We start from the raw sequence: 20219 nt of genomic DNA, 5'->3' as shown, positions 1-20219 counted from the left end.
TTGATAGGTTACTGAAAAGTAATCTATTTTTTTTTATAATAATATTAGTAATTTTTTTGAAATAGATTAAAGAGGGCTGGAATGGTCATTATGATAAGAAACTCAGGAAACTAGGAGGATAAAATGAAGATGAAGAGTAGAGAAAATCTCATAAAAGGTTATGAATTAGCTAAAGAGCTTTATATGAGGTGGGGGATCAACACAGATCAAGTTATAGAGGAGTTAAGCCAAGTATCAATCTCTATACATTGTTGGCAGGGTGATGATGTATTAGGTTTTGAAAGTCCAGATACGGCTTTAACCGGCGGTATACAAGTTACAGGCAATTATCCTGGAAAAGCGAGAACACCAGAGGAACTTAGAGAGGATATTAAAATGGCCTACTCACTTATACCAAGTAAACATAGGCTTAACCTTCATGCTATTTATGCAGAAACTGGAGATGTAAGGGTGGAACGTAATAGTATACGTCCAGAACATTTTAAGAATTGGGTTGAGTGGGCAAAAAAGTTAGGGATTGGTCTGGACTTTAATCCAACCTGTTTTTCACATCCTTTGAGTGATGATGGCTTTACGTTGAGCCATCCAGATGATGAAACTCGTCAGTTTTGGATTGACCATTGTAAGGCTTCACGAAAAATAGGTGAGTATTTTGGTAAAGAATTGGGGACACCTTGTGTAACAAACTTCTGGATACCAGATGGTTTCAAGGATATACCAATTGATCGTTTAGGACCACGTCAAAGATTGAAAGAAGCCTTAGATGAAATTTTTGAGGAAGCTATATCACCAGAGTATAACCTTGACGCTGTTGAGAGTAAAGTCTTTGGTATTGGTACAGAGAGTTATACCGTAGGCTCCCATGAATTCTATATGGGATACGCTATTCAAAACAAAAAACTACTTTGTCTAGATGCTGGCCATTTTCATCCAACAGAAGTTATTTCTAATAAAATATCATCCATATTAACTTTTGTAGATAAAATTCTTTTGCACGTTAGTCGACCAGTGAGATGGGATAGTGATCATATCGTTATCTTAGATGATGAGCTACAGGCAATAGCACAAGAAATAGTGAGAGGTAATTTCTTAGATAAGACACATATTGGTTTAGATTTCTTCGATGCTACGATAAACCGTGTAGCTGCTTGGGTTATTGGTACAAGGAACATGCTAAAAGCATTATTAATGGCTATGCTTGAACCAACTAAGAAACTAAAAGCCTTAGAGTTAGAAAAAGACTATACATCTAGACTAGCATTATTAGAAGAACTAAAGTCTTATCCTTGGGGAACAGTATGGAATTACTATTGCATGAAGCAGGGTGTGCCAGTTGGAGAAGAATGGCTTAATCATGTCAAGGAATATGAAAAAAAAGTTTTAGCAAAAAGAGGCTAAAGCATACATTTACTAGAAAGAATCACAGTACTTAATAAGTATTGTGGTTCTTTCTTTTCGTATGAAATTATTAGATTACCATGGCAGGATTTAAATTAGTTACTTTTTATGTTATAATTTAGCATGTTACTTTGATAAAAAGAGGCGATATTCGTGAAGAAATTTTTTTATATGAGTAGTTTATTTTTATTAATCATTTTAGGATCTGTATCTGTCAGAAGTACAATGAAAAGCACTTCCCTAGCAAACAAGGTTAAAGATTTAGAGAGTGAAGTAGCTAATTCAGTTATTCTAATTGATGAATTAGAGGACTCAGTATATAACTTGACCAATGTAAATAATGAATTACTTGATAAGCTTAATACATATAGTGATCAATTGAAACAATCAGATACCACTATTGCTGAATTAGAAGAGGAGTTGACAGGTCTAAATATAGTATTGAAAGATATCTCGCCATTGAGTATAAGTGAAAGGTACTTAATGGGGCTTTGGAGTGCGAAACCTTTAGATCAAGATGAAGTCAGCTTTGCTGATAAAGGCAATTTCTCCAATGAAAAATTAATAAATCTAAGTCCATACATATCTGATCAACTAAAGCAAGTTTATTACAATATTTCTATTGGAGTTGGCATTTACGAATTTGCTGAAGCTATGAATAGAGAGATTAAACCGAGTAAAATTGAAGTGACTTTACGTACAGAATATGAAAATAGAATTGCTTACGACTATATTTTATATTTTGATAATCTTCAAGATCAGGATAATAATAAAGTTGTTAATTTTACTGGCTCATTGGTTACGATTAAAGATGGGGATAGGTGGGTTGTTGATACAGATAATACTCTTACGGTTTTTGGACAAATGTCTAGTTATATGACCCGTCAAGGAATTACATGGTAAAATAAAACTTATTCTCTTCAGAGGGGGGACCTCTTTAGGCATATAAGAATAAGTTTTATTACTTGGCAATACTATTCATTATCTCGTATATCATTCCCTTTACCAGTATTGATGATGTCTTCAAACTCATTATTTTTGATGACATTGTTAGTTATTCTATTTTTATTACCAACGACAACAACACCGTTTTGATTGACGTTAATAACATTCTTTGTTACAACGTTGTTATTAGATAAGATATTGAGACCATCTTGCTGGTTATTACGAATGATATTTGAGGAAATTCTGTTACACTGATTCTTCACAATAAAGCCTGAAGCATTAATGGCAATTATATTATTTAGAAATTTATTATTTGATGATCCTTTGGCATTCAATAAAATACCTACTTGTGATTGACCAATGGAATTGGTTTTAATAATGTTTTCGTGGGTTGGTGTCTCTGTATTAGAAATACCAGCAGCAGTGTTTCCTAAAAATACGTTGTTTGTGATTATATTCGAATCGCCATCAAAACCTACTCCCACAAGATTCTGTATTAGTCGATTGTTAATAATAGAATTTTTATTTCCCCGTACTTCTATACCATTAAATATACTATTATTAATACCTAAATCGATAAGCTTGCATTTGTCACCACTTATTAAAATGCCAGCAGAGAAATTGAAGATGTTCATGTTCTGAACTGTTATTTTACTTGAGTCATGCCTTATGTTTATACCGATACTCGATTGATCCATAGCCAAAAGTCCAATACTTTCAGTTTTCTTACCTCTAATTATAATATCATTCTTATTTTGCACTTCGATATTTTCATTATATGTTCCTTGCAAGATTTCTACAATATCACCTGGCATAGCAACAGCTACTGCAGATTGTATAGTAGGAAACTCAGCTGAAGGAACTATTAAAATCGCCACCTAATCACTTCCAATCTTTGAGATACTCAATGAAAATTGTAATTAATTTTGCTATTTTAAACTCTTTATATATAATATGTACTAAATTGTTTAGATGCGACTTTAATTGGTAAATTTTATCTATATACATCTATTCTTATACCGCTTTATAATAAAACAAGAATATATAAACTTTGAAAAATTAATAACTAGTACAGTTGAGGAGTAAACAAATGGACATAAACAATGATTCTATAGCATTTAGCATTAAGAACGTTTTGAAAGAATCATATATAATCTATGTTAATAACTTTAAAATGCTTATGAAAATATCCTTCATGATCTTTGGCGTAAAAATATTGTCATCATGCATAACTACTTTAAGTTTCATTGGAACTGGAACGATGTGGGACCTACTCATATTATTATTCTCTTTTGATATGATGTTACTTAGTATGTTTTTTCATATAAAACTAAGTACTACAATGATATTATTTATTTCCAAGAGGTATAAGAATATTGAAACGAATATAAGATATAATTATATTGAATCTAAAGACTTGGTCTGGAAATACATTAGAGCCCTGTTAGTGTATCTCCTAATAATTTTAGTCCCGTTATTTCTAGTCATGCTACCGTTTATGTTGGCTGTACAAGGCTATATTAAATGGATACTAATCATTATTGGGGTTGTATTACTTATATGGTTTAATACATATTATTCTTTAGCACCAATAATAAGAGTATTAGTACCAGAAGAAAGAAAATACATGAAGTATTCTAGAATAATAGTACGGGAATCATTCTGGAAAGTGTTGGTATTAGTGATGATAACATTTGTCCCTTTTTTACCTGATACTATTTATAGATACTATATCGTAGGCTATGGTAATATGTCTAATATACATAATTTTATTGTATCAAGTTTGAACAGTATAATATTATTGTTTACATCTCCATTTATGTATACGATTTTTGTATTAACCTATTATAAATTATTGAAAAAGCAAAGTTTGTTGAAGCTCTGAGCGAAGAGTCTCTAAGTATTTTCCAGTAATCTTCACTATTGTAAATGCATGAGACGTGATATGATTTAACTGGCAATTATTGAGGGGGAGTGAAGATCGATGGATATAATTGAAAATCACAGCGATTACCAAGAACAATACACGGTAAAGCCATTATGGAATCCAAAGTATTTTTTTATCCTGACTCTTATTTTTACGTATATTCCAATAAGTATATTTTATATTTGGAATTTTATTCGATTGAAAAAGAAAATATGGAATCAATCAATCATTATTATTTTAGCCGCAACTTGTCTAACTGTTATAAGTATCTTTTTTATATCCAATGAGTTTATTGCTAAAGTAATAGGTATGACGATGTCCTTCGGATTAGGGCAATATATGAAAGTAACACAAGAACCTTTGTATAAAGAACATATAGAACGTGGTGGAAAATCTGCAAGCTATATCCTACCTACGATAATTTCTATAGTATTTACAATAGCTTTCGTAGCAGTTATGATATGGTCATTCTCTATAACCAAGAATATACCTGAAAATTATAAAGTATATTTAGATGATGAAATATACTATACAGAGCATGTTAAATCTGAAGAGGTTGATCGCTTAGGTGAATTCTTAATTGAAGAAGGCTTTTTCTTTGAAGATAATGCCACCGTAGCAGTAAAATTAGATTATGAGAATAACATTTATCATGTTTCCATAATGATAGATGAAGAATATTACGATGATCAAGAAGTTAATGATGCCCTACGTTACCTTTGGTATCGACTTACTGAAGATGTATTTGATGGTGACCCAGTAAGGATTCACATAACAGATGATCTATTTAATATTATTAAGACAATTAATGAAAGTATGATGTAACTTAAAAGATAAAATTGATAATGATACAAACTTATTAGAACAAGACAATAAGTTTGTATCATTTTTTTGTGGAATAGGAAAGTTGGCGTTTTGCTCGCTAGGTACCGTGCGACGATTGGTAAAGATGTTTTGCTAGATAATGAAGGAACTTTTTTACGTTCTAGATTAAGCTTTTATGTTAAATCCACAATGGGGACAATACATCCCATTATATAAACGTTTTCTTCTATGCGATAAAGAACATTCACAGTTTGGGCAAATCCATGTTAAAACCGAGATGATGTATGAAGTCATAGCTAAAATGATAGCTAAAAATATAAATAAAGTTGATTGCATACTAAAGAGTAATGCTATACAAGCTAATATATTCAGAGTCCGAGAAATTCGACGATACACTATGGGTCTACTCATGAGTTACCTCCTATATGTGAGTTGTATGGATAATAAGAAATTATTGAACTAGTAGTAAAATTATACCATATTGTAGAGTTAAACGAAAGAGTGTGGAATAACTGTTACTGAAATGTTGAACTCCTCCTAATAAATTTGTCAATAAGTTTGAAAAGTTGTATCGCCCCACTGTTGCATTATTGCTCAATAGTCAGTATACTTTACTATAGTGGGCGTTTGAAGTAGGCCTTAATCGGTAATAATATGGATAGAACTTATGCAAGAAAAGGGGTAGTTAGGATATATATGGATGAAAACGTAAACAAACGTGAACGGAAGGTGCAAAAGAGGATACAAAGAAATATTAGAAAACTTGAACGGCAAAAACGTCGTCAACAAAGGACTTTTAAAGATATTGTTTATTCTGTAGCTAAAGTATCCATTTTCACAACAGTAACTGTTTTGGCAGTTGTAGTTTTGACTACAGTAGCAATGTTCTACTATTTTAATCAGTATGCATTCGATAATACATTTACTTATACCAGTGTAAACAACTACTTACAGGAAGCTTCGTCGGATGCGATTGAATACGAAAGCACTAATTCAATGGATATAAAAATGGATGAGGGTATCTTTAATTCCTTATTACTTAAGAATAAAGAAACTATTGAAGAGTATATACCTTATGATTATAATCTGTTAGATTTAACCGTTAATCTTCAAGAGAAGATGGTGTACATTAATGGTCGTATAGGGATTACGTTAATGCCACTATCAGGGGAGATTGATTTTGATATCATAGATGATGCCATGATCATTACACTCAATAACATATCAGTAGGTAGTGAAGGACTTTTACTCCCAGATTTGATTATGGATATCTTCATGCAACAAAATGATGTTAAAGTATCTGTACCTATGAATGTCCTTGAGATTTTTCCAGATTATCTAAAGACAAATGCTATCTTTATGCAGGAAGATGGGGTTATCTTCAATACTGGTTTTGATCTTAAATCAGCTGCAAGTCACTTTATAGATTATAGTGACAATGCAGACCCTATTATCTTAGACAGTTATCAAACAAAATCAACTTCAGAAAATACGATTATTCTCAATATCCTTGATACAGAAAAAGTGTCAGATGAAGAAATAAGCATCTTTATTGAAGATATGTTTGGGCAGCAACTCATTCTTAATCAGTTTATTATGGCTCTAGACGCAGCAGGTATTCAAAGATTATATAATGAATATGGATTTATCATACGGGATTCTGTTACAAAGCTTTATGAAGCTAAGGGAGAAACAGTCATATCAAAGAAAATTGAAATAGCCCATACCTTATTACTACAGATTAACGATTATTTGAATAATAATGATATTTTCTTACTTAGTGATGGCGGTATGATGTATGATGCCCAAAGGCAAGAACTGATCACAGTGGAATCCATCAGTGAATTTTATGAGTTACCTAGTGATGTGTTTGCTAAAGAGATTAAGAATTGTTCTTTTTATTATGACCCAATTAATAATGAGATTATTGTTAAGTATCTCTTAAATGAAGATCAAATACTAGTTGTTTCAGCTGAATACTATGAAATCATCTCAACAGAAGAAGCAAATAAAAAATATCCAACTAATCGTATTGAGAATGAAGGAGAAGAATTATCTAGAGAGTCTGAGGAAGCTAAATCAGTGAAGCAAGGGATACAAACCTATGTTGAAACACAAGATGATTTGTATTTTCGCTATTTAGAATCAGATGGTGTGTATGCCTATGCAATTGTGTCCTTTGAGAATTCTTATGATAAAAGCCATAGTTATGCATTAAAAAAGGTTGAAAATCAATGGACAGTTTTAATTCATAACTTAGATTATAAGACTTTAAATGATGAATATACAGAGTTCAATATCAAACTGCTGCCTCCCTATGATTATAGGGAGGTTAGTATCAAGCAGATTTCTAAATATGGCAGACAATCTGTTATTGATGAATTAAGAAGTAAAGGAGTTTATCCAGGAGGATCTATTTTATTTTCCTCTTATATTGGTGATTATGTATATATCTATTTAACAGGTGGTGAAGAGTTTGTGTTATTGGCAAATGGAGGTACGTTGACAGAGGCATTACCGCGTAATGAGGCAGAAACTAGTTGGGAACTACCATTTTTACTGATGCAAATACATTAATGAAGGTTATACTGGAAGCACAAAAGAAGCAATAAGCCAAAACGACTTATTGCTAAATTTATGTGTTAGTTTTATATCATTCCACCGTCTAAGGTGATAATTTGACCAGTAAGATAACTGGAATCCTTACTTGATAAGTAGTAACAACAATCTGCTACTTCTTCTGGATGACCGAACCTACCCATGGGTATTTCTTCTTTTAAAGCCCTCATCTCAGTATCGTCTAGCCATTTATTCATATCCGTTTTGATGACACCAGGAGCAATGGCATTAACACGAATGTGACTTGGTGCTAGTTCTTTAGCCAAAGCTTTTGTTAACGAATTCACCGCACCTTTTGATGCTGAATAAGCAACTTCACAGGAAGCACCTGTAATTCCCCACATGGATGATATATTAATGATGTTACCTCTTTGTTGTCGAACCATAGCTGGAATAGCTTGTTTACATACATTGTATATGGACTTCAGATTAATATTCATAATACTATCCCATTCATCTTCCGTCAAATCTGTGAACAAGCCTATATGAGCAGTACCAGCATTATTGATAACAACATCAATTGATTCATAGTGGGAATAAATATCTTTAAACATCTCTTCAACCTTCTGATAATTAGCAACATCCGTTACATAAGCAAGACAATTGACTTGATACGTAACTGTTATTTCATCTTTTAGTGCGTGTAAGGCATCAACGCTATGAAGACCATTAATAATAATATCATAATCCATTTGCGCATACTTTAAAGCAATTGCTCTTCCAATCCCTCTCGTAGAACCAGTAATTAACACGACTTTTCTCATTTGTATACCTCACTCTGATCTTATCTACCTTCTCGTAATATGTGGATTTCTTCTTTATAAAGATTCGTTTTCTTATCCAACCAAGGAGTCTCTAAAATTAAAGGTTTGTCCTTAGCTATATCATGATGAACGATGTTATAAAGAGCATCAAACCCAATATGATCTTTTCCACGAGGGTTATCATCACCAGCATCAACATTAGCATGGCGATCTTTTCTGGCCCCCATAGTATTTAAACTACCATTAATATGAAAAACTTTTAGGCGATCTAGACCAATTACTCGATCAAATTCTTCTAAAACAGCATCAAAATTGTTAACGATATCATAACCACTATCATGGGTATGGCAAGTATCGAAGCAAACCCCGATTTTATCAGAATGCTGAACTTTGTCAATAATTCGTGCTAACTCTTCAAAAGATTTCCCTACTTCAGATCCTTTTCCAGCCATGGTTTCAAGGCAAACAAAAGGCTTTGTCTCTGGTGTTAAAATATTGTTAAGTCCATCTGCAATACGATCAATACCATAATCGACATCTTTTTGGGTATAAGAGCCAGGGTGTAATACAATATAGTTTGATCTTAATGCTTCTGTACGGCGAATCTCTTCAGCTAAGAAAGAGATGGCTAGCTCATAGATTTCTTCTTTATAGGAAGCTAAATTTATGATATAAGGCGCATGTATTACAATATCTGACAAGCCATGTTCCTTCATAAAGGCATATCCTTCTTCTATTTTCAGATCTTCTATAGGTTTACGGCGTGTATTTTGTGGAGCACCAGTATAAATCATGAAGGTATTAGCATCATAGGAGGCAGCTTCCTGAGCTGATTTTATCAATCCTCCTGACATGGATACATGGGAACCAATTTTAATAGCCATTTTTATCAACTCCTTTTCTTTATCTTCTAGATAATTATTCTCTTTTAATATTACTTATCTTATTCTAACATAGTTTTTATAGATTGTACATATCGGTAAATGAACGTCCTATCATTAACAGAAAATCTACCTCATTCTATTGAGCTAAAACAACTAAATCTACAAAAAACGTGGTCAGTAGATACCGAAGGCATATAAGGCGTTCTATGGAGTAGCGAACCATGGATGGTGAGCTCAGCTGTCTAAGACACAGATGTCTTTCCAGCTGGCGTAATAGAACTCCTTGTATGCTTGACCCTATAAGAAATAATAGATTTCTTATTAGGATTATTAAGGATTTATTGAACTTTTTTAGCCTTTCATACGTCTATATAAATGATGCTGTAATGTAATAGTAAAGTGTCTAGCGAAATTATAATCCTTTTGTCATATATTTGTAATTCTTTTATGGTATCATCATAAAGAATGTAATTACTTTATGATTACTTTAAGTATTCCAAAATTACCTTAATGATTATTCATAAATAAACCATATAAAGCGTATACAAGAAGTTTTAATAGAACATTGACAAGTAATGGATAAATCGCTAGAAAATATTCAGGCATAAATTACTACTTGTAATTATGTGGAAGCGGTAGTATTATAGTAATTTGAGAAATGTTTTGGAATTAGGGAGCTGATATTTAATGGCCAAAACTAAGATTAAGAAGAAGTCTCCTATTTATAAGTTCATCAAAATTGTTCTTTCCATCCTTATACCAACAACATTAATATTAATAGTTGTTACATTTGGTTATCTTTATTATATGTTTAACCAAATTAGTACAGCAGATAACGGCGTAGATCTTGATGGAGAAGAAACAAGTTTCCTAGAGGAATTGTTTTCAGCTGGTCCTGAGAGAATAACAGTAGCAGCCTTTGGTGTTGATAAAGATGGTATGCGAACAGACTCTATCGTTGTGGGTACCTTTGATACAAAGACTGAGGAAATTGATCTTATTTCCGTACCACGTGATACTTATATAGAACTTAATGATGAGATGTATGCAAGTCTTAATACAGGGGATTATGCGCCACCTGTTATGAAAATTAATGAGTTACATGCCTACGCTGGAGAAGATTGGTACAGTTACGTTATTCCGGTGCTTGAGGATATACTAGGTGTGGACATTAATCATTATGTATTAATTGATCTAGACATTTTCAAAGAAATGGTTGATTTGATTGAAGGTGTTGATTTTTATGTACCTATAGATATGTATTATTCTGATCCATATCAAAACCTTTATATTAATCTAAAAGAAGGGCAACAAGTGCTGGATGGAGAACAGGCTGAGATGCTTATTCGATATCGATATGGTTACTCAAATGGTGATATAGGACGTATCGAAACACAGCAAGCATTTATGAAGGCATTTGTGGAACAGTTGATACAGTGGGCTGGAGTATTCAATATAGATGATTTAATCAATACTGTTTACGATGACTTGGAAACGGATCTATCTTTAGGTGAGGCAATCAATTATGCTGCTAAGTATTACAATAATATTGATCCAAGTAAGATGGAAACACATACAATACCAGGACAAGCTCAGTACATTGATGGACGTTCATATTATGTAATAGATTCATTTGAAGTTAAAAGCTTTGTAGATGATATTTTACATAAACCAGAAGAAAATGAAGATAAAGAAACAATAGGAGATAGCAAAGACTTAAAAATTGAAGTACTGAATGGTGGAAGCGTTAACGGTATCGCAACGACCTTCAGTAATAAGCTAGAGGGGAATGGCTATAATATCGTTTCTGTTGGAACTTATGACGGAAATAGAGTAGAAGCAACCAGAATCATCGTATCAGAAGAGGGAATGGGTGAAGATTTGGTGATGCATTTTAGAGAGGCAGAAATAATCAATATGCCTGAAGAACTATCACCAAAAGTCGATATACGCATTATAGTTGGTACAGGTGAAAAATAAATAGGATGATGATAACCAAGTAACTAAGTGCGTTAATATAACGCACTTAGTTATGTATTATATAGTGAATTATAGTGATGATGTATAGATAATCGAGTCAGATTAAAGAGTATATGGATCTGAAAATAGAAAGAGAGGCGTTTAAGTGACCCCTAGAATGAATAATATAAAAGGAATGATAGCTTTATTATTAGTATTTACCCTATTCAGTGTAACTGTTATGCCATTGTATGCCATGGAGACTCCTATTAAAGTGTATGAAGACCGCCAAGGACAGATGTTAGCCAATGGACTTTATTATGAAGAAGTTAAACGGCTGACTACGGAGGGTTGGTTGGATTATTATATGTTAAAGATGGATGTGGCAGAGGCTTCTTTAGACTTAGATGTACTGGTTTCTAAAGATCCTTATGGTGAGAGAAAGGAACTTAGCAAACTAGCAGAAGAAGGAGAAAATATAGTAGCTGCAATAAATGGTGACTTTTATCTTGCTTATCTAAAGAATACAGATAGTTTAGGTTTAACTTATGATGATGGTGAATTAATAGCTGGTTATGATGCTGACCATCAAATAGAAGAAGGGCAATATGTTTTCTATGAAAAAGCGCCAGGTGAGGTCTTAATTGATATGTTGGATATTAATTATTATTTGGTAAGTGAAAAAGGTCTCAATATGGAATTATCAGCTTATAATAAAATTAGTTCAGTACATATGCCAACCTATATTGATCAAACAGTTTTAAAAACAACACAGTATTTGGATGATCAGTATGAGGGTGTTTATAAAATTATAATAGAAGATGATATAATTGTAGATATAGTTGACGATACTTCAACAGTAGACGTTCCTGAAAACGGTTATATCATTACCATGAACTATGGCTTTTATACAGAAGCTATAGAGTTATTTGAAGAAGGACAAAAAGTATTTATCGTACCTGATGCAGAGATTGATCTAGAGAAACTTGAATTCGCTATCAGTGGTGGTGGTCAAATTGTCAAGGGTGGACAAGTTATTGAAGAGCCTGGTTTAGAAGTTAAAGAAAATGAAAGACATCCAAGAACGGCGATTGGTATTTCAAAGGATGGTAACCAGGTAATCATGATGGTTGTTGATGGCAGAGGTAAGAGTATTGGAGCAACAGATAAAGAATTAGCCAATCTAATGATTGAAGAAGGTGCTTATGATGCTATGCTACTTGATGGTGGCGGTTCATCAGAATTAACTTATATACCTTCAGGGGAAGAAGGTTTTACTGTTGCCAATGTCCCTAGTGATGGTAAAGAACGTCAAATTGCAAATGGTATTGGTATTAGTAATAACGCACCTAAGGTGAACACCATAGGCGGTATTAACTTTAATTTAGAAGATAATATCTATTACTTAGATGAAATTGTAGAAGTCAATCCAACAGCTTATGATAGTAACTATCATCCTGTTGATGTTGATATCAATAAAGCTCAATTTTCTGTATCTGGTATAGACGGTTATTGGCAAGAAAACAATAAATTTATACCAGTGTCATCAGGGCAAGGGGTTATGACCATTACTTATGAAAACTATTCAGAAAGTCAAGTTCTTTATTTCTTAGATCATGATGTTGACCAAAAAACTGAAGAAGAAATTTTAGCAGATGAGGGTTATAAATTTGCATTCTTTGGTACTACAGCTGGGAAAAATACAGTATTAGATGAAATCATCGAAGATGAGGTTACCCAGCAAATTAATGAAAAAGCTGATATGGCTTTCTTTGTGGGTGATACAGAAGTCAATACAGCTGAATTAAATGTTCCTCACTTCTCATGGGAAAACAAATACTCAGTCCTTGACTTTGAAGATATCCGCTTTATACAATTGGGCACTGGTCAAGGCGGTATTGCCAAGACGGATCCATATCAATGGGTATATCTAGAAGAAGCTCTTCAGAATACAACAAGTGATTATGTCCTGATCACTTTAGATAGAAATCCTCTAAACGGTTTCGTTGACCCAAGAGAAAAAGATATGCTTACAGAAATGCTAAGTAATTTCTCAGCTGAAACAGGGAAACAAGTTTATGTCATGAGTGGAAGTGGCTATGAAACCACTTATGAAGAAATAGACGGTGTTAAATATTTTAATATGAACGGATTATGGTATAAGGCACAAGGAGAATCTTTGGATTTACAAGAGTCCTTTTATATGGTATTGTTTAATGTAGGTGAAGAAGAAATTACCTATTCAATAGAACCAATCTATAGTAATGAAGAATAAGATGAATATACAATCACCATTAGGGGTATCTCTAATGGTGGTTACTTATGTATAAATTACCATTTTTATTAGGAGGGCATTTCAATGAACAGAGGAAAAAAACTTTTTGTTACATTCACTTCGATTTTTGCCATAAGTGCGGCTACTTTATTTGCAGCTAACGATGCACAACCGGGTTCAGTATCGGATCCTCTTGTTACCAAAAGCTATGTTGATCAAAAAATTGATGAAGTTATTAATTTAATGGGTTCTTTTATAGAAGGTAATGATAATAATCTTAATACAGATAATGGAACAAGCAATAATGCAGGCAGCATGACTTACGAAGCAATCGGACCAATCGCTGCTGGAACATTTATACTTGGTGGTGAAGGGACTGAAATCATCCTTAGAGGTGGGAGTGCTTTAGCGGTTTGTCCTGGAGTCAATGGATTATCTAACTTAACAGCTGGAACGGATATTGCTAATGGACAAGAAGTACCTCTGAACAACTTAATTGTAATTCCACGTAAAGATGGACGAGGTATCTTGATTGAGAAAGATGCTTATATTATGGTAAGAGGTGAGATTACTTATGACGAATGAGAAGGGATTTAAATCCTTTTTAAGCCGTTATGGACGTGTTATTTTTGACTTTCTTTACTTCGCATACTTTATAACAGCTATAATGTGTAAGATCTTCTATTATCAGTTTGGTTCTGGACTTAATGAGTTTCCTTTAACAACCATGCTGAATTTTAAAATGTTATTAGCTTCTTTAGGTATTGTTTTGGGGATATTTGGGTTTACACTTTTTATATTTGTAAAGCAAAGTCGTTTTTCACTTTTTATCATCAATCTCCTACTAAGTTTAGTGATATTAGCAGATGTTCTTTATTTCAGATATTATACCACACCTATTAACATGGCTCTTCTATACCAAGTAGGCTATGTTGGTGATGTATCATCCAGTATACAAAGCTTGTTTAGGATGAGAGATATCGTCTTACTCATCGATTTACCTATTTACTTTGTATTTAGATATATTTATAAAAAACTTAAATTTAGGGATCGAGAATATCGTCATAAAATTAAGATTCGTTGGGGTGTTAGTATACTAGCTATTATCATGAGTATACCAATGTTCCATTACTCTTATAATAATTCTAGTATCATGCATTATCAATGGGATCGTAACTATGCTGCAAGAGATTTAGGCATCCTTTACTATCATTATTATGATATGCAGCAATTTACCAAAGAAGAGATTGCCAAACGTCAACCGTTGACTGAAGAAGAGATCAATTTAGTAGAAGGATATTTCAATGAAAAATGGGCTAACGATACAGTAAATGCTTACTATGGTGTTGCAGAAGGGAAGAATCTTGTTATTATACAGATGGAAGCCTTACAAACCTTCTTATATGAAAACACAATAGAAGGCCAGGAAATAACACCATTTTTAAATGATTTGATAGAAGAGAGTTTTTACTTCCCCAATATTTATTACCAAGTTGGCGGAGGTAATACATCAGACTCTGAATTCATGGCCAATGTATCTTTATATCCTGCATCTTCAGGAGCAGTATATTTTAGATTCCCACAGAATAAATATTACTCATTCCCAAATGCGTTAAAGGATAGAGGGTACAACACTTACTCCTTACATGCCTACAAGCCGAGTTTTTGGAATCGTTCGGCTGTTTATCCAAATCTAGGTTTAGATACTTTTATTAACTACAATGATTTTACCATCGATAAAAAAGTAGGTTGGGCATTAGGTGATGAGTCTTTCTTTAAGCAAGGGTTGGAACTTATGAATACAGAAGATCCTTTTTATGGTTTCTTTGTAACTTTGAGCAGTCATCATCCTTATGATGCGTTTTATGGATATGATTTTAATGTAGGGAAATATGAAGATACACAAGTAGGCAATTATATTAAATCAGCTAATTATGTGGATAAGTCTATTGAAGCATTTTTTCAAGATATGAAAGCTAAAGGTTTATATGAAAATACCATATTTGCTATCTATGGTGATCATGCAGGGATCTTTGAAGATCAAGCCGATGATCTAACGGATTTTCTTGACATACCTTATAATGAATATGAGTGGCAAAAGATTCAAAAGATACCTTTGATCATTCATGTACCTGGTGCTGATGTTAATGGACGAATTGAGACAGTAGGTGGGCAAGTGGATACAATGCCTACCATAGCTAATTTGATGGGTATTGACATGCCATATACTATCGGTAAAGATTTAATGAATACTGAAATAGAAGACGGCTATGCTGTACTTCGTTATTCTTCAGTTATGACAGATCAGTTTATGTACTTAAGTTCAACTGGTGAAGTATATGATATGGAAACTGGAGAGCTTCTTGATAAGGCTCTTTATGAAGATGAGATCAAAAAGTATCAGCAGGATCTTATCATAAGTGATATTATCTTAGAAAAAGATTATTTTAATAAGAGAACGATTGAATAACAAAAGTAGAGTGGTAATAAGGTTTCATGACTTGTTACCACTGTATTTGTGTTATACTATATATATAATTAAGAATAAGTACAACGAGTTATAAAGTTCAATTAGTTGATGAAGGTGATAAGTTGAAGCGTTAACGTATCTTTCAACTTATATAAATAATGAAATACGAGTAGGGATAGAAAAGGTGATGAAAACATGTCAAGAATGCAAAAGATTATTTTAGCAGTAGTCTTCGTGATCAGTTTTATAATCATGAGCACTGTTTTAGTTCAGCGAATGAATGTAGAGTCAGAATATAAAACTTATTCCATTATATTGGATTATAATGATATGACCAAAATGGCTAACGAGTCAGAGGAAGACCTCAATTGGTGGATGGAAAAGCTAGGGGAATTTGATGCGGAATATGTTGGCATTAGTGAAGAGACACTACAATCACTTCAAAAGGCTGGGGAGATTGAGGTTGCACCACTTATAGAGGTCAAGGAAGATATTGATTGGGTTATCAGTTATCCAGAAACTTTCGTGGAAGCTGTACAGAATGAAGATATTTCTGATTATGACTTAGTTGTTGCTACACGTGATACAGCAATATATAACGATATGATTGATGGTATGAATGAAAGATATGGACGCGCATTCTACAATACCTATAATGCTGATGGCAAATATGTTATTACTATTGATTCAACTGAAAAGAACCATGAAGATGTTATGACCTATGTGGGTATCTATTATGATGAAGAGAAGATCAATACAGTAAAAACAGCTGGGTTAGAAGTTCTTCTGAGACCTTTTAACTATGAGCCTTATACAGATCAACTTGTTGAAGTATATAAAGATGCACATAATGCATATAACATAGAGCCTTCTGTTTATATGGTAGCTGGAAAAGAAGTACTAGGTTATGGAGCAGCTATTAATGGTATTAACGAATTAGCAGAGTTTATCGTCGAGTTTGATATGGATATTGCCATGGTAGAGAAATCAGACCAACGTGAACATTTAACACAGACAGGGATGGATACTCTTTTAGATTTAACAGGGTATAATCATGCAACGAGAGCTTTTACGACATGGGAATATATTCAAGAGCGTTACGCCTACTTAATTTATAAGGGACCAGAAGAAATTACCAATACTTATTACCGCGCTATTACAGAAAGAAATATTCGTTATATTTACTTTAAACCTTTCATTGATTCAGGTACAAAAGAATATGTTACTGATTTAGAAGATTACGAAATGATGTTTACATCTCTAAGACAGCGTTTAGAACCCCATGGCATTGTTCCTGGTGATGTACAACCTATGGATGAAATACATGTAGACTTTGTTAGAGGCATCTTAATTAATATGGGCTTAGTGGTTGTCGTTATCCTACTAATAAACGGACTACTACCATTAAAAGAGCTTTACAACTACATCCTTTTAGGGTTAGGATTTTTATTCATTGTTTTAGGGGGATACGTTGCACCTAATTTCTTCAAAATCGTTACTTCTCTTGTTGCTGCAGTTGGATTCCCAACATTAGCAGGACTATATATGATTAATGGTCTTGAAAAGTATAGGAAAATAAAGGACTATGATTATAAAGTTTTCTTCATGAGTTTGGGAATGCTGATTATCTGTGTTCTTATAACACTTATTGGTGGATTCTATGTTGGAACCATATTAACGGATAGCAGGTATTTACTTGAATTAGAGTTCTTTAGAGGCGTGAAATTGAGCCTAATAGCACCAATATTCTTTACAGCAGTATATTACTTTATTTATTATGCTTATGGGACGAGTCAAACAAAGAAACTAAGCGGCATTATCTATAAAACTGAGAAATTATTCGATGAGAGTATTAAGGTCAAATACCTTATTGCGTTATCGGTTCTTGGCGTTGCAGCATATATTTTCTTAGCTCGAAGTGGTCATGAAACCAATGTACAGCCAATGAACTTGGAAATTATATTTAGAAACTTCCTTGAGCAGACCACCTTAGCAAGACCTCGGAATAAGGAATTCCTTATCGCTTATCCATCATTGATACTATTAATCTATGTGACAGTTAAAGGGTATCGTCCACTGATATTACCTTTTGCATTATTATTCAGTATAGGTTTTACGGATGTTGTCAATACATTTTGTCATATTCGTTCACCGTTGTACTTATCCATTGCAAGAATAGGGTATGGCCTAGTTTTTGGTATTGTATTAGGTATTATCTATCTCATAGGTTTTATGGTTTTAGAATGGTTAATTAAGAAGTTGCAAGGGTTTATTATTAAGAATTAAGGATGAGCCATATGATAAATATTTTGATTTCAGGTTATTTAGGATTTAGAAACAGCGGAGATGAATCTATCCTATATGCCATTCAAAAGAATATAAAAGAAAATCGCTCTGATGTCCACATTACAGCATTATCTAAACGACCGGAAGAAACGATACAAAACTATAAGATCAATGCTATACCTGCCTTTAATCCATTTAAAGTGATTAAGGAGATTCATAGGAGTGATATACTATTAAGTGGAGGGGGAACCCTTCTTCAAGATGGTACGAGTACCCGTTCATTACTTTATTATCTATCTGTTATAACATTGGGAAAGATGATGAGAAAGAAAGTTATGCTTTATGCTAACGGGATTGGACCTCTCACAAATAGAATTAACCGTCGATTAGTTAAATGGGTAGCTAATGGTGTTGAAGTTATTACATTACGTGAAGAAATATCCTTTAAGGAACTCACACAGTTAGGCGTATCCAAACCTCGAATTGAAGTTGCAGCTGATCCGGTCTTTACCCTAGATGGGGTCAGTAAAGAAGAGGCTGCAAGAATATTACGTGATGATGACATATCCACGGATCAACCTTTTGTAGTTGTATCCTTTCGAGAATGGAAAGATTGTAAAGGACTCTATAAAAAGATGGCTGATATTTGTGATACTTTAATTAAGAAGTATCAGTATAATATTCTCTTTATTCCCATGCAAAGACCTAGTGATATTCATGTAGCTAATCGTATTAAGGAAATGATGCGTCATCAGCAGAGAGCTTTTGTTTTAAAACGAAAATATACACCTGATGAAATTATTGGTATGATTGGCTTAGCTCAATTAGTAATGAGTATGCGTTTACACACATTACTCTATGCAGGGATTAAGAATGTCCCTATGATTGGTTTTGTTTATGATCCAAAGGTTCAGTATTACTTGGATATATTAAAGATGCCTACTGCTGGAGATATACGCTCAATTGATGTAGAGTATGTTATGAAGCAGGTTGATGACCTTAACAAAAAATATGAAACAAAGGTAGAAGAACTCAGTAATATAAGCAGGGAACTTTATGTGCTTGCAGATAAAAATGATAAGCACTTAACAGATCTAATTGAACAGGTGAAAGCTGGGAGGAAGTACAATGGATAAAATAGATGTATTAGGCGTAGGTATTAGTCGTGTGGATATGAAGGAAGCCACTAAGGAAATTTTATCATATTTAAAAGGTAATGAGACACGAATGATTTTTACACCTAATCCTGAATTCATTATGGCAGCGAGGGAAGATCAAACTTTTAAGAAAATATTAAATGAGGGAGATCTTGTTATTCCAGATGGAATAGGGGTTGTTATAGGAGCAAAAATGCTAAAAACTCCATTAAAAGAAAGAGTGCCAGGATATGATCTTATTCAACATACATTTAACCAGATTAAGGATAAGAATATTGGTATTTATTTCTTAGGCTCTGGACCAGGGGTAGCTGAAGAGGCTGCAAAAAAGATGGAAGAAAAATTCCCAGGTTTAAAGATCGTTGGGTGCCGTGATGGATATTTTGATGAAAATGAAGAAAGTTATATAGTAGAAGAGATTAATGCTACTGGAGCAGATATTCTTTATGTTGCTTTAGGAGCGCCCAAACAAGAAAAATTTATTTTCAAACATAGAGATCAATTAAATGTTAAGATTGCCATGGGTGTTGGTGGGAGTTTTGATGGAATGGCAGGGAGAGTTAAACGAGCACCTGTCATCTTCCAAAAGCTTAATCTAGAATGGTTTTACCGCCTTATTTCACAACCAACAAGAGCCAAACGCATGATGAAACTGCCTTTATTTATTATAGAAGTCATGAAAAACAAAAGATAAAATCTCAAATTTACAT

15 protein-coding genes are annotated in these 20219 nt (G+C 33.3%); 11 read left to right on the top strand and 4 right to left on the bottom strand.

From position 1 onward, the window contains the following. The first annotated feature begins 123 nt into the window (after positions 1 to 123). Positions 124 to 1398 carry an L-rhamnose isomerase gene (rhaA, locus tag C1Y58_RS14815; protein ID WP_207655762.1) on the top strand — a complete coding sequence of 425 codons (1275 nt, stop codon included), beginning with the start codon at positions 124 to 126 and terminating at the stop codon, positions 1396 to 1398. A gap of 153 nt (positions 1399 to 1551) precedes the next feature. Then, positions 1552 to 2301 (top strand): coiled-coil domain-containing protein, encoded by a 750-nt coding sequence (locus tag C1Y58_RS14810; RefSeq protein ID WP_105616859.1) that lies wholly within the window; start codon positions 1552 to 1554, stop codon positions 2299 to 2301. 71 nt (positions 2302 to 2372) lie between these two features. Here the strand turns inward: C1Y58_RS14810 and C1Y58_RS14805 are convergent, their stop codons facing one another. Further along, the gene (locus tag C1Y58_RS14805; protein WP_105616858.1) at positions 2373 to 3221 is read right to left on the bottom strand and encodes a right-handed parallel beta-helix repeat-containing protein; all 849 of its coding nucleotides are present in this window, start codon (positions 3219 to 3221) and stop codon (positions 2373 to 2375) included. Between the two features lie 1106 nt (positions 3222 to 4327). Between C1Y58_RS14805 and C1Y58_RS14795 the strand changes: the two genes are divergently transcribed. Further along, a complete protein-coding gene (locus C1Y58_RS14795) occupies positions 4328 to 5095 on the top strand; it encodes a hypothetical protein (RefSeq protein WP_105616856.1) in 768 nt (255 codons plus the stop codon). Between the two features lie 165 nt (positions 5096 to 5260). On the opposite strand, the gene C1Y58_RS26470 is transcribed toward C1Y58_RS14795, so the two are convergent. After that, a complete protein-coding gene (locus C1Y58_RS26470) occupies positions 5261 to 5506 on the bottom strand; it encodes a hypothetical protein (RefSeq protein ID WP_157950116.1) in 246 nt (81 codons plus the stop codon). Between the two features lie 285 nt (positions 5507 to 5791). On the opposite strand from C1Y58_RS26470, the gene C1Y58_RS14785 reads away from it, so the two are divergent. After that, on the top strand, positions 5792 to 7672 hold the full coding sequence (locus C1Y58_RS14785; RefSeq protein WP_105616854.1) for a hypothetical protein: 1881 nt from the start codon (positions 5792 to 5794) through the stop codon (positions 7670 to 7672). Positions 7673 to 7743: 71 nt separating this feature from the next. On the opposite strand, the gene ymfI is transcribed toward C1Y58_RS14785, so the two are convergent. Together ymfI and C1Y58_RS14775 are read right to left on the bottom strand one after the other, a co-directional pair. Further along, on the bottom strand, positions 7744 to 8478 hold the full coding sequence (gene ymfI / locus C1Y58_RS14780) for an elongation factor P 5-aminopentanone reductase (protein ID WP_105616853.1): 735 nt from the start codon (positions 8476 to 8478) through the stop codon (positions 7744 to 7746). 20 nt (positions 8479 to 8498) lie between these two features. Further along, entirely contained in the window at positions 8499 to 9362 is an 864-nt protein-coding gene (locus C1Y58_RS14775; protein WP_105616852.1) for a deoxyribonuclease IV, read from the bottom strand. A gap of 687 nt (positions 9363 to 10049) precedes the next feature. Here C1Y58_RS14775 and C1Y58_RS14770 point away from each other — a divergent pair. From C1Y58_RS14770 to C1Y58_RS14740, 7 genes are all read left to right on the top strand, one after another. Then, on the top strand, positions 10050 to 11342 hold the full coding sequence (locus tag C1Y58_RS14770; RefSeq protein WP_105616851.1) for an LCP family protein: 1293 nt from the start codon (positions 10050 to 10052) through the stop codon (positions 11340 to 11342). A 157-nt stretch (positions 11343 to 11499) separates the two neighbouring features. Further along, positions 11500 to 13596, top strand: a complete 2097-nt coding sequence (locus C1Y58_RS14765; RefSeq protein WP_157950114.1) for a phosphodiester glycosidase family protein — start codon at positions 11500 to 11502, stop codon at positions 13594 to 13596. Between the two features lie 84 nt (positions 13597 to 13680). Further along, positions 13681 to 14181: a hypothetical protein gene (locus C1Y58_RS14760; RefSeq protein ID WP_105616849.1), complete on the top strand. Its 501-nt coding sequence runs from the start codon at positions 13681 to 13683 to the stop codon at positions 14179 to 14181. After that, a complete protein-coding gene (locus C1Y58_RS14755) occupies positions 14171 to 16066 on the top strand; it encodes an LTA synthase family protein (protein ID WP_105616848.1) in 1896 nt (631 codons plus the stop codon). The genes C1Y58_RS14760 and C1Y58_RS14755 overlap by 11 nt, the downstream gene beginning before the upstream one ends. A gap of 195 nt (positions 16067 to 16261) precedes the next feature. After that, positions 16262 to 18352 carry a DUF5693 family protein gene (locus C1Y58_RS14750; protein WP_105616847.1) on the top strand — a complete coding sequence of 697 codons (2091 nt, stop codon included), beginning with the start codon at positions 16262 to 16264 and terminating at the stop codon, positions 18350 to 18352. A gap of 11 nt (positions 18353 to 18363) precedes the next feature. Then, positions 18364 to 19488 (top strand): polysaccharide pyruvyl transferase CsaB, encoded by a 1125-nt coding sequence (csaB, locus tag C1Y58_RS14745; RefSeq protein WP_157950113.1) that lies wholly within the window; start codon positions 18364 to 18366, stop codon positions 19486 to 19488. Further along, positions 19481 to 20203 (top strand): WecB/TagA/CpsF family glycosyltransferase, encoded by a 723-nt coding sequence (locus C1Y58_RS14740; RefSeq protein WP_105616845.1) that lies wholly within the window; start codon positions 19481 to 19483, stop codon positions 20201 to 20203. The genes csaB and C1Y58_RS14740 overlap by 8 nt, the downstream gene beginning before the upstream one ends. The last annotated feature ends 16 nt before the right edge of the window (positions 20204 to 20219 follow it).

This window comes from Vallitalea okinawensis, from assembly GCF_002964605.1.
Classification (GTDB): domain Bacteria; phylum Bacillota; class Clostridia; order Lachnospirales; family PQDH01; genus Vallitalea_A; species Vallitalea_A okinawensis.
The sequence above is the reverse complement of the archived record's forward strand: the minus strand, read 5'-3'. Positions and strand labels throughout refer to the sequence as shown.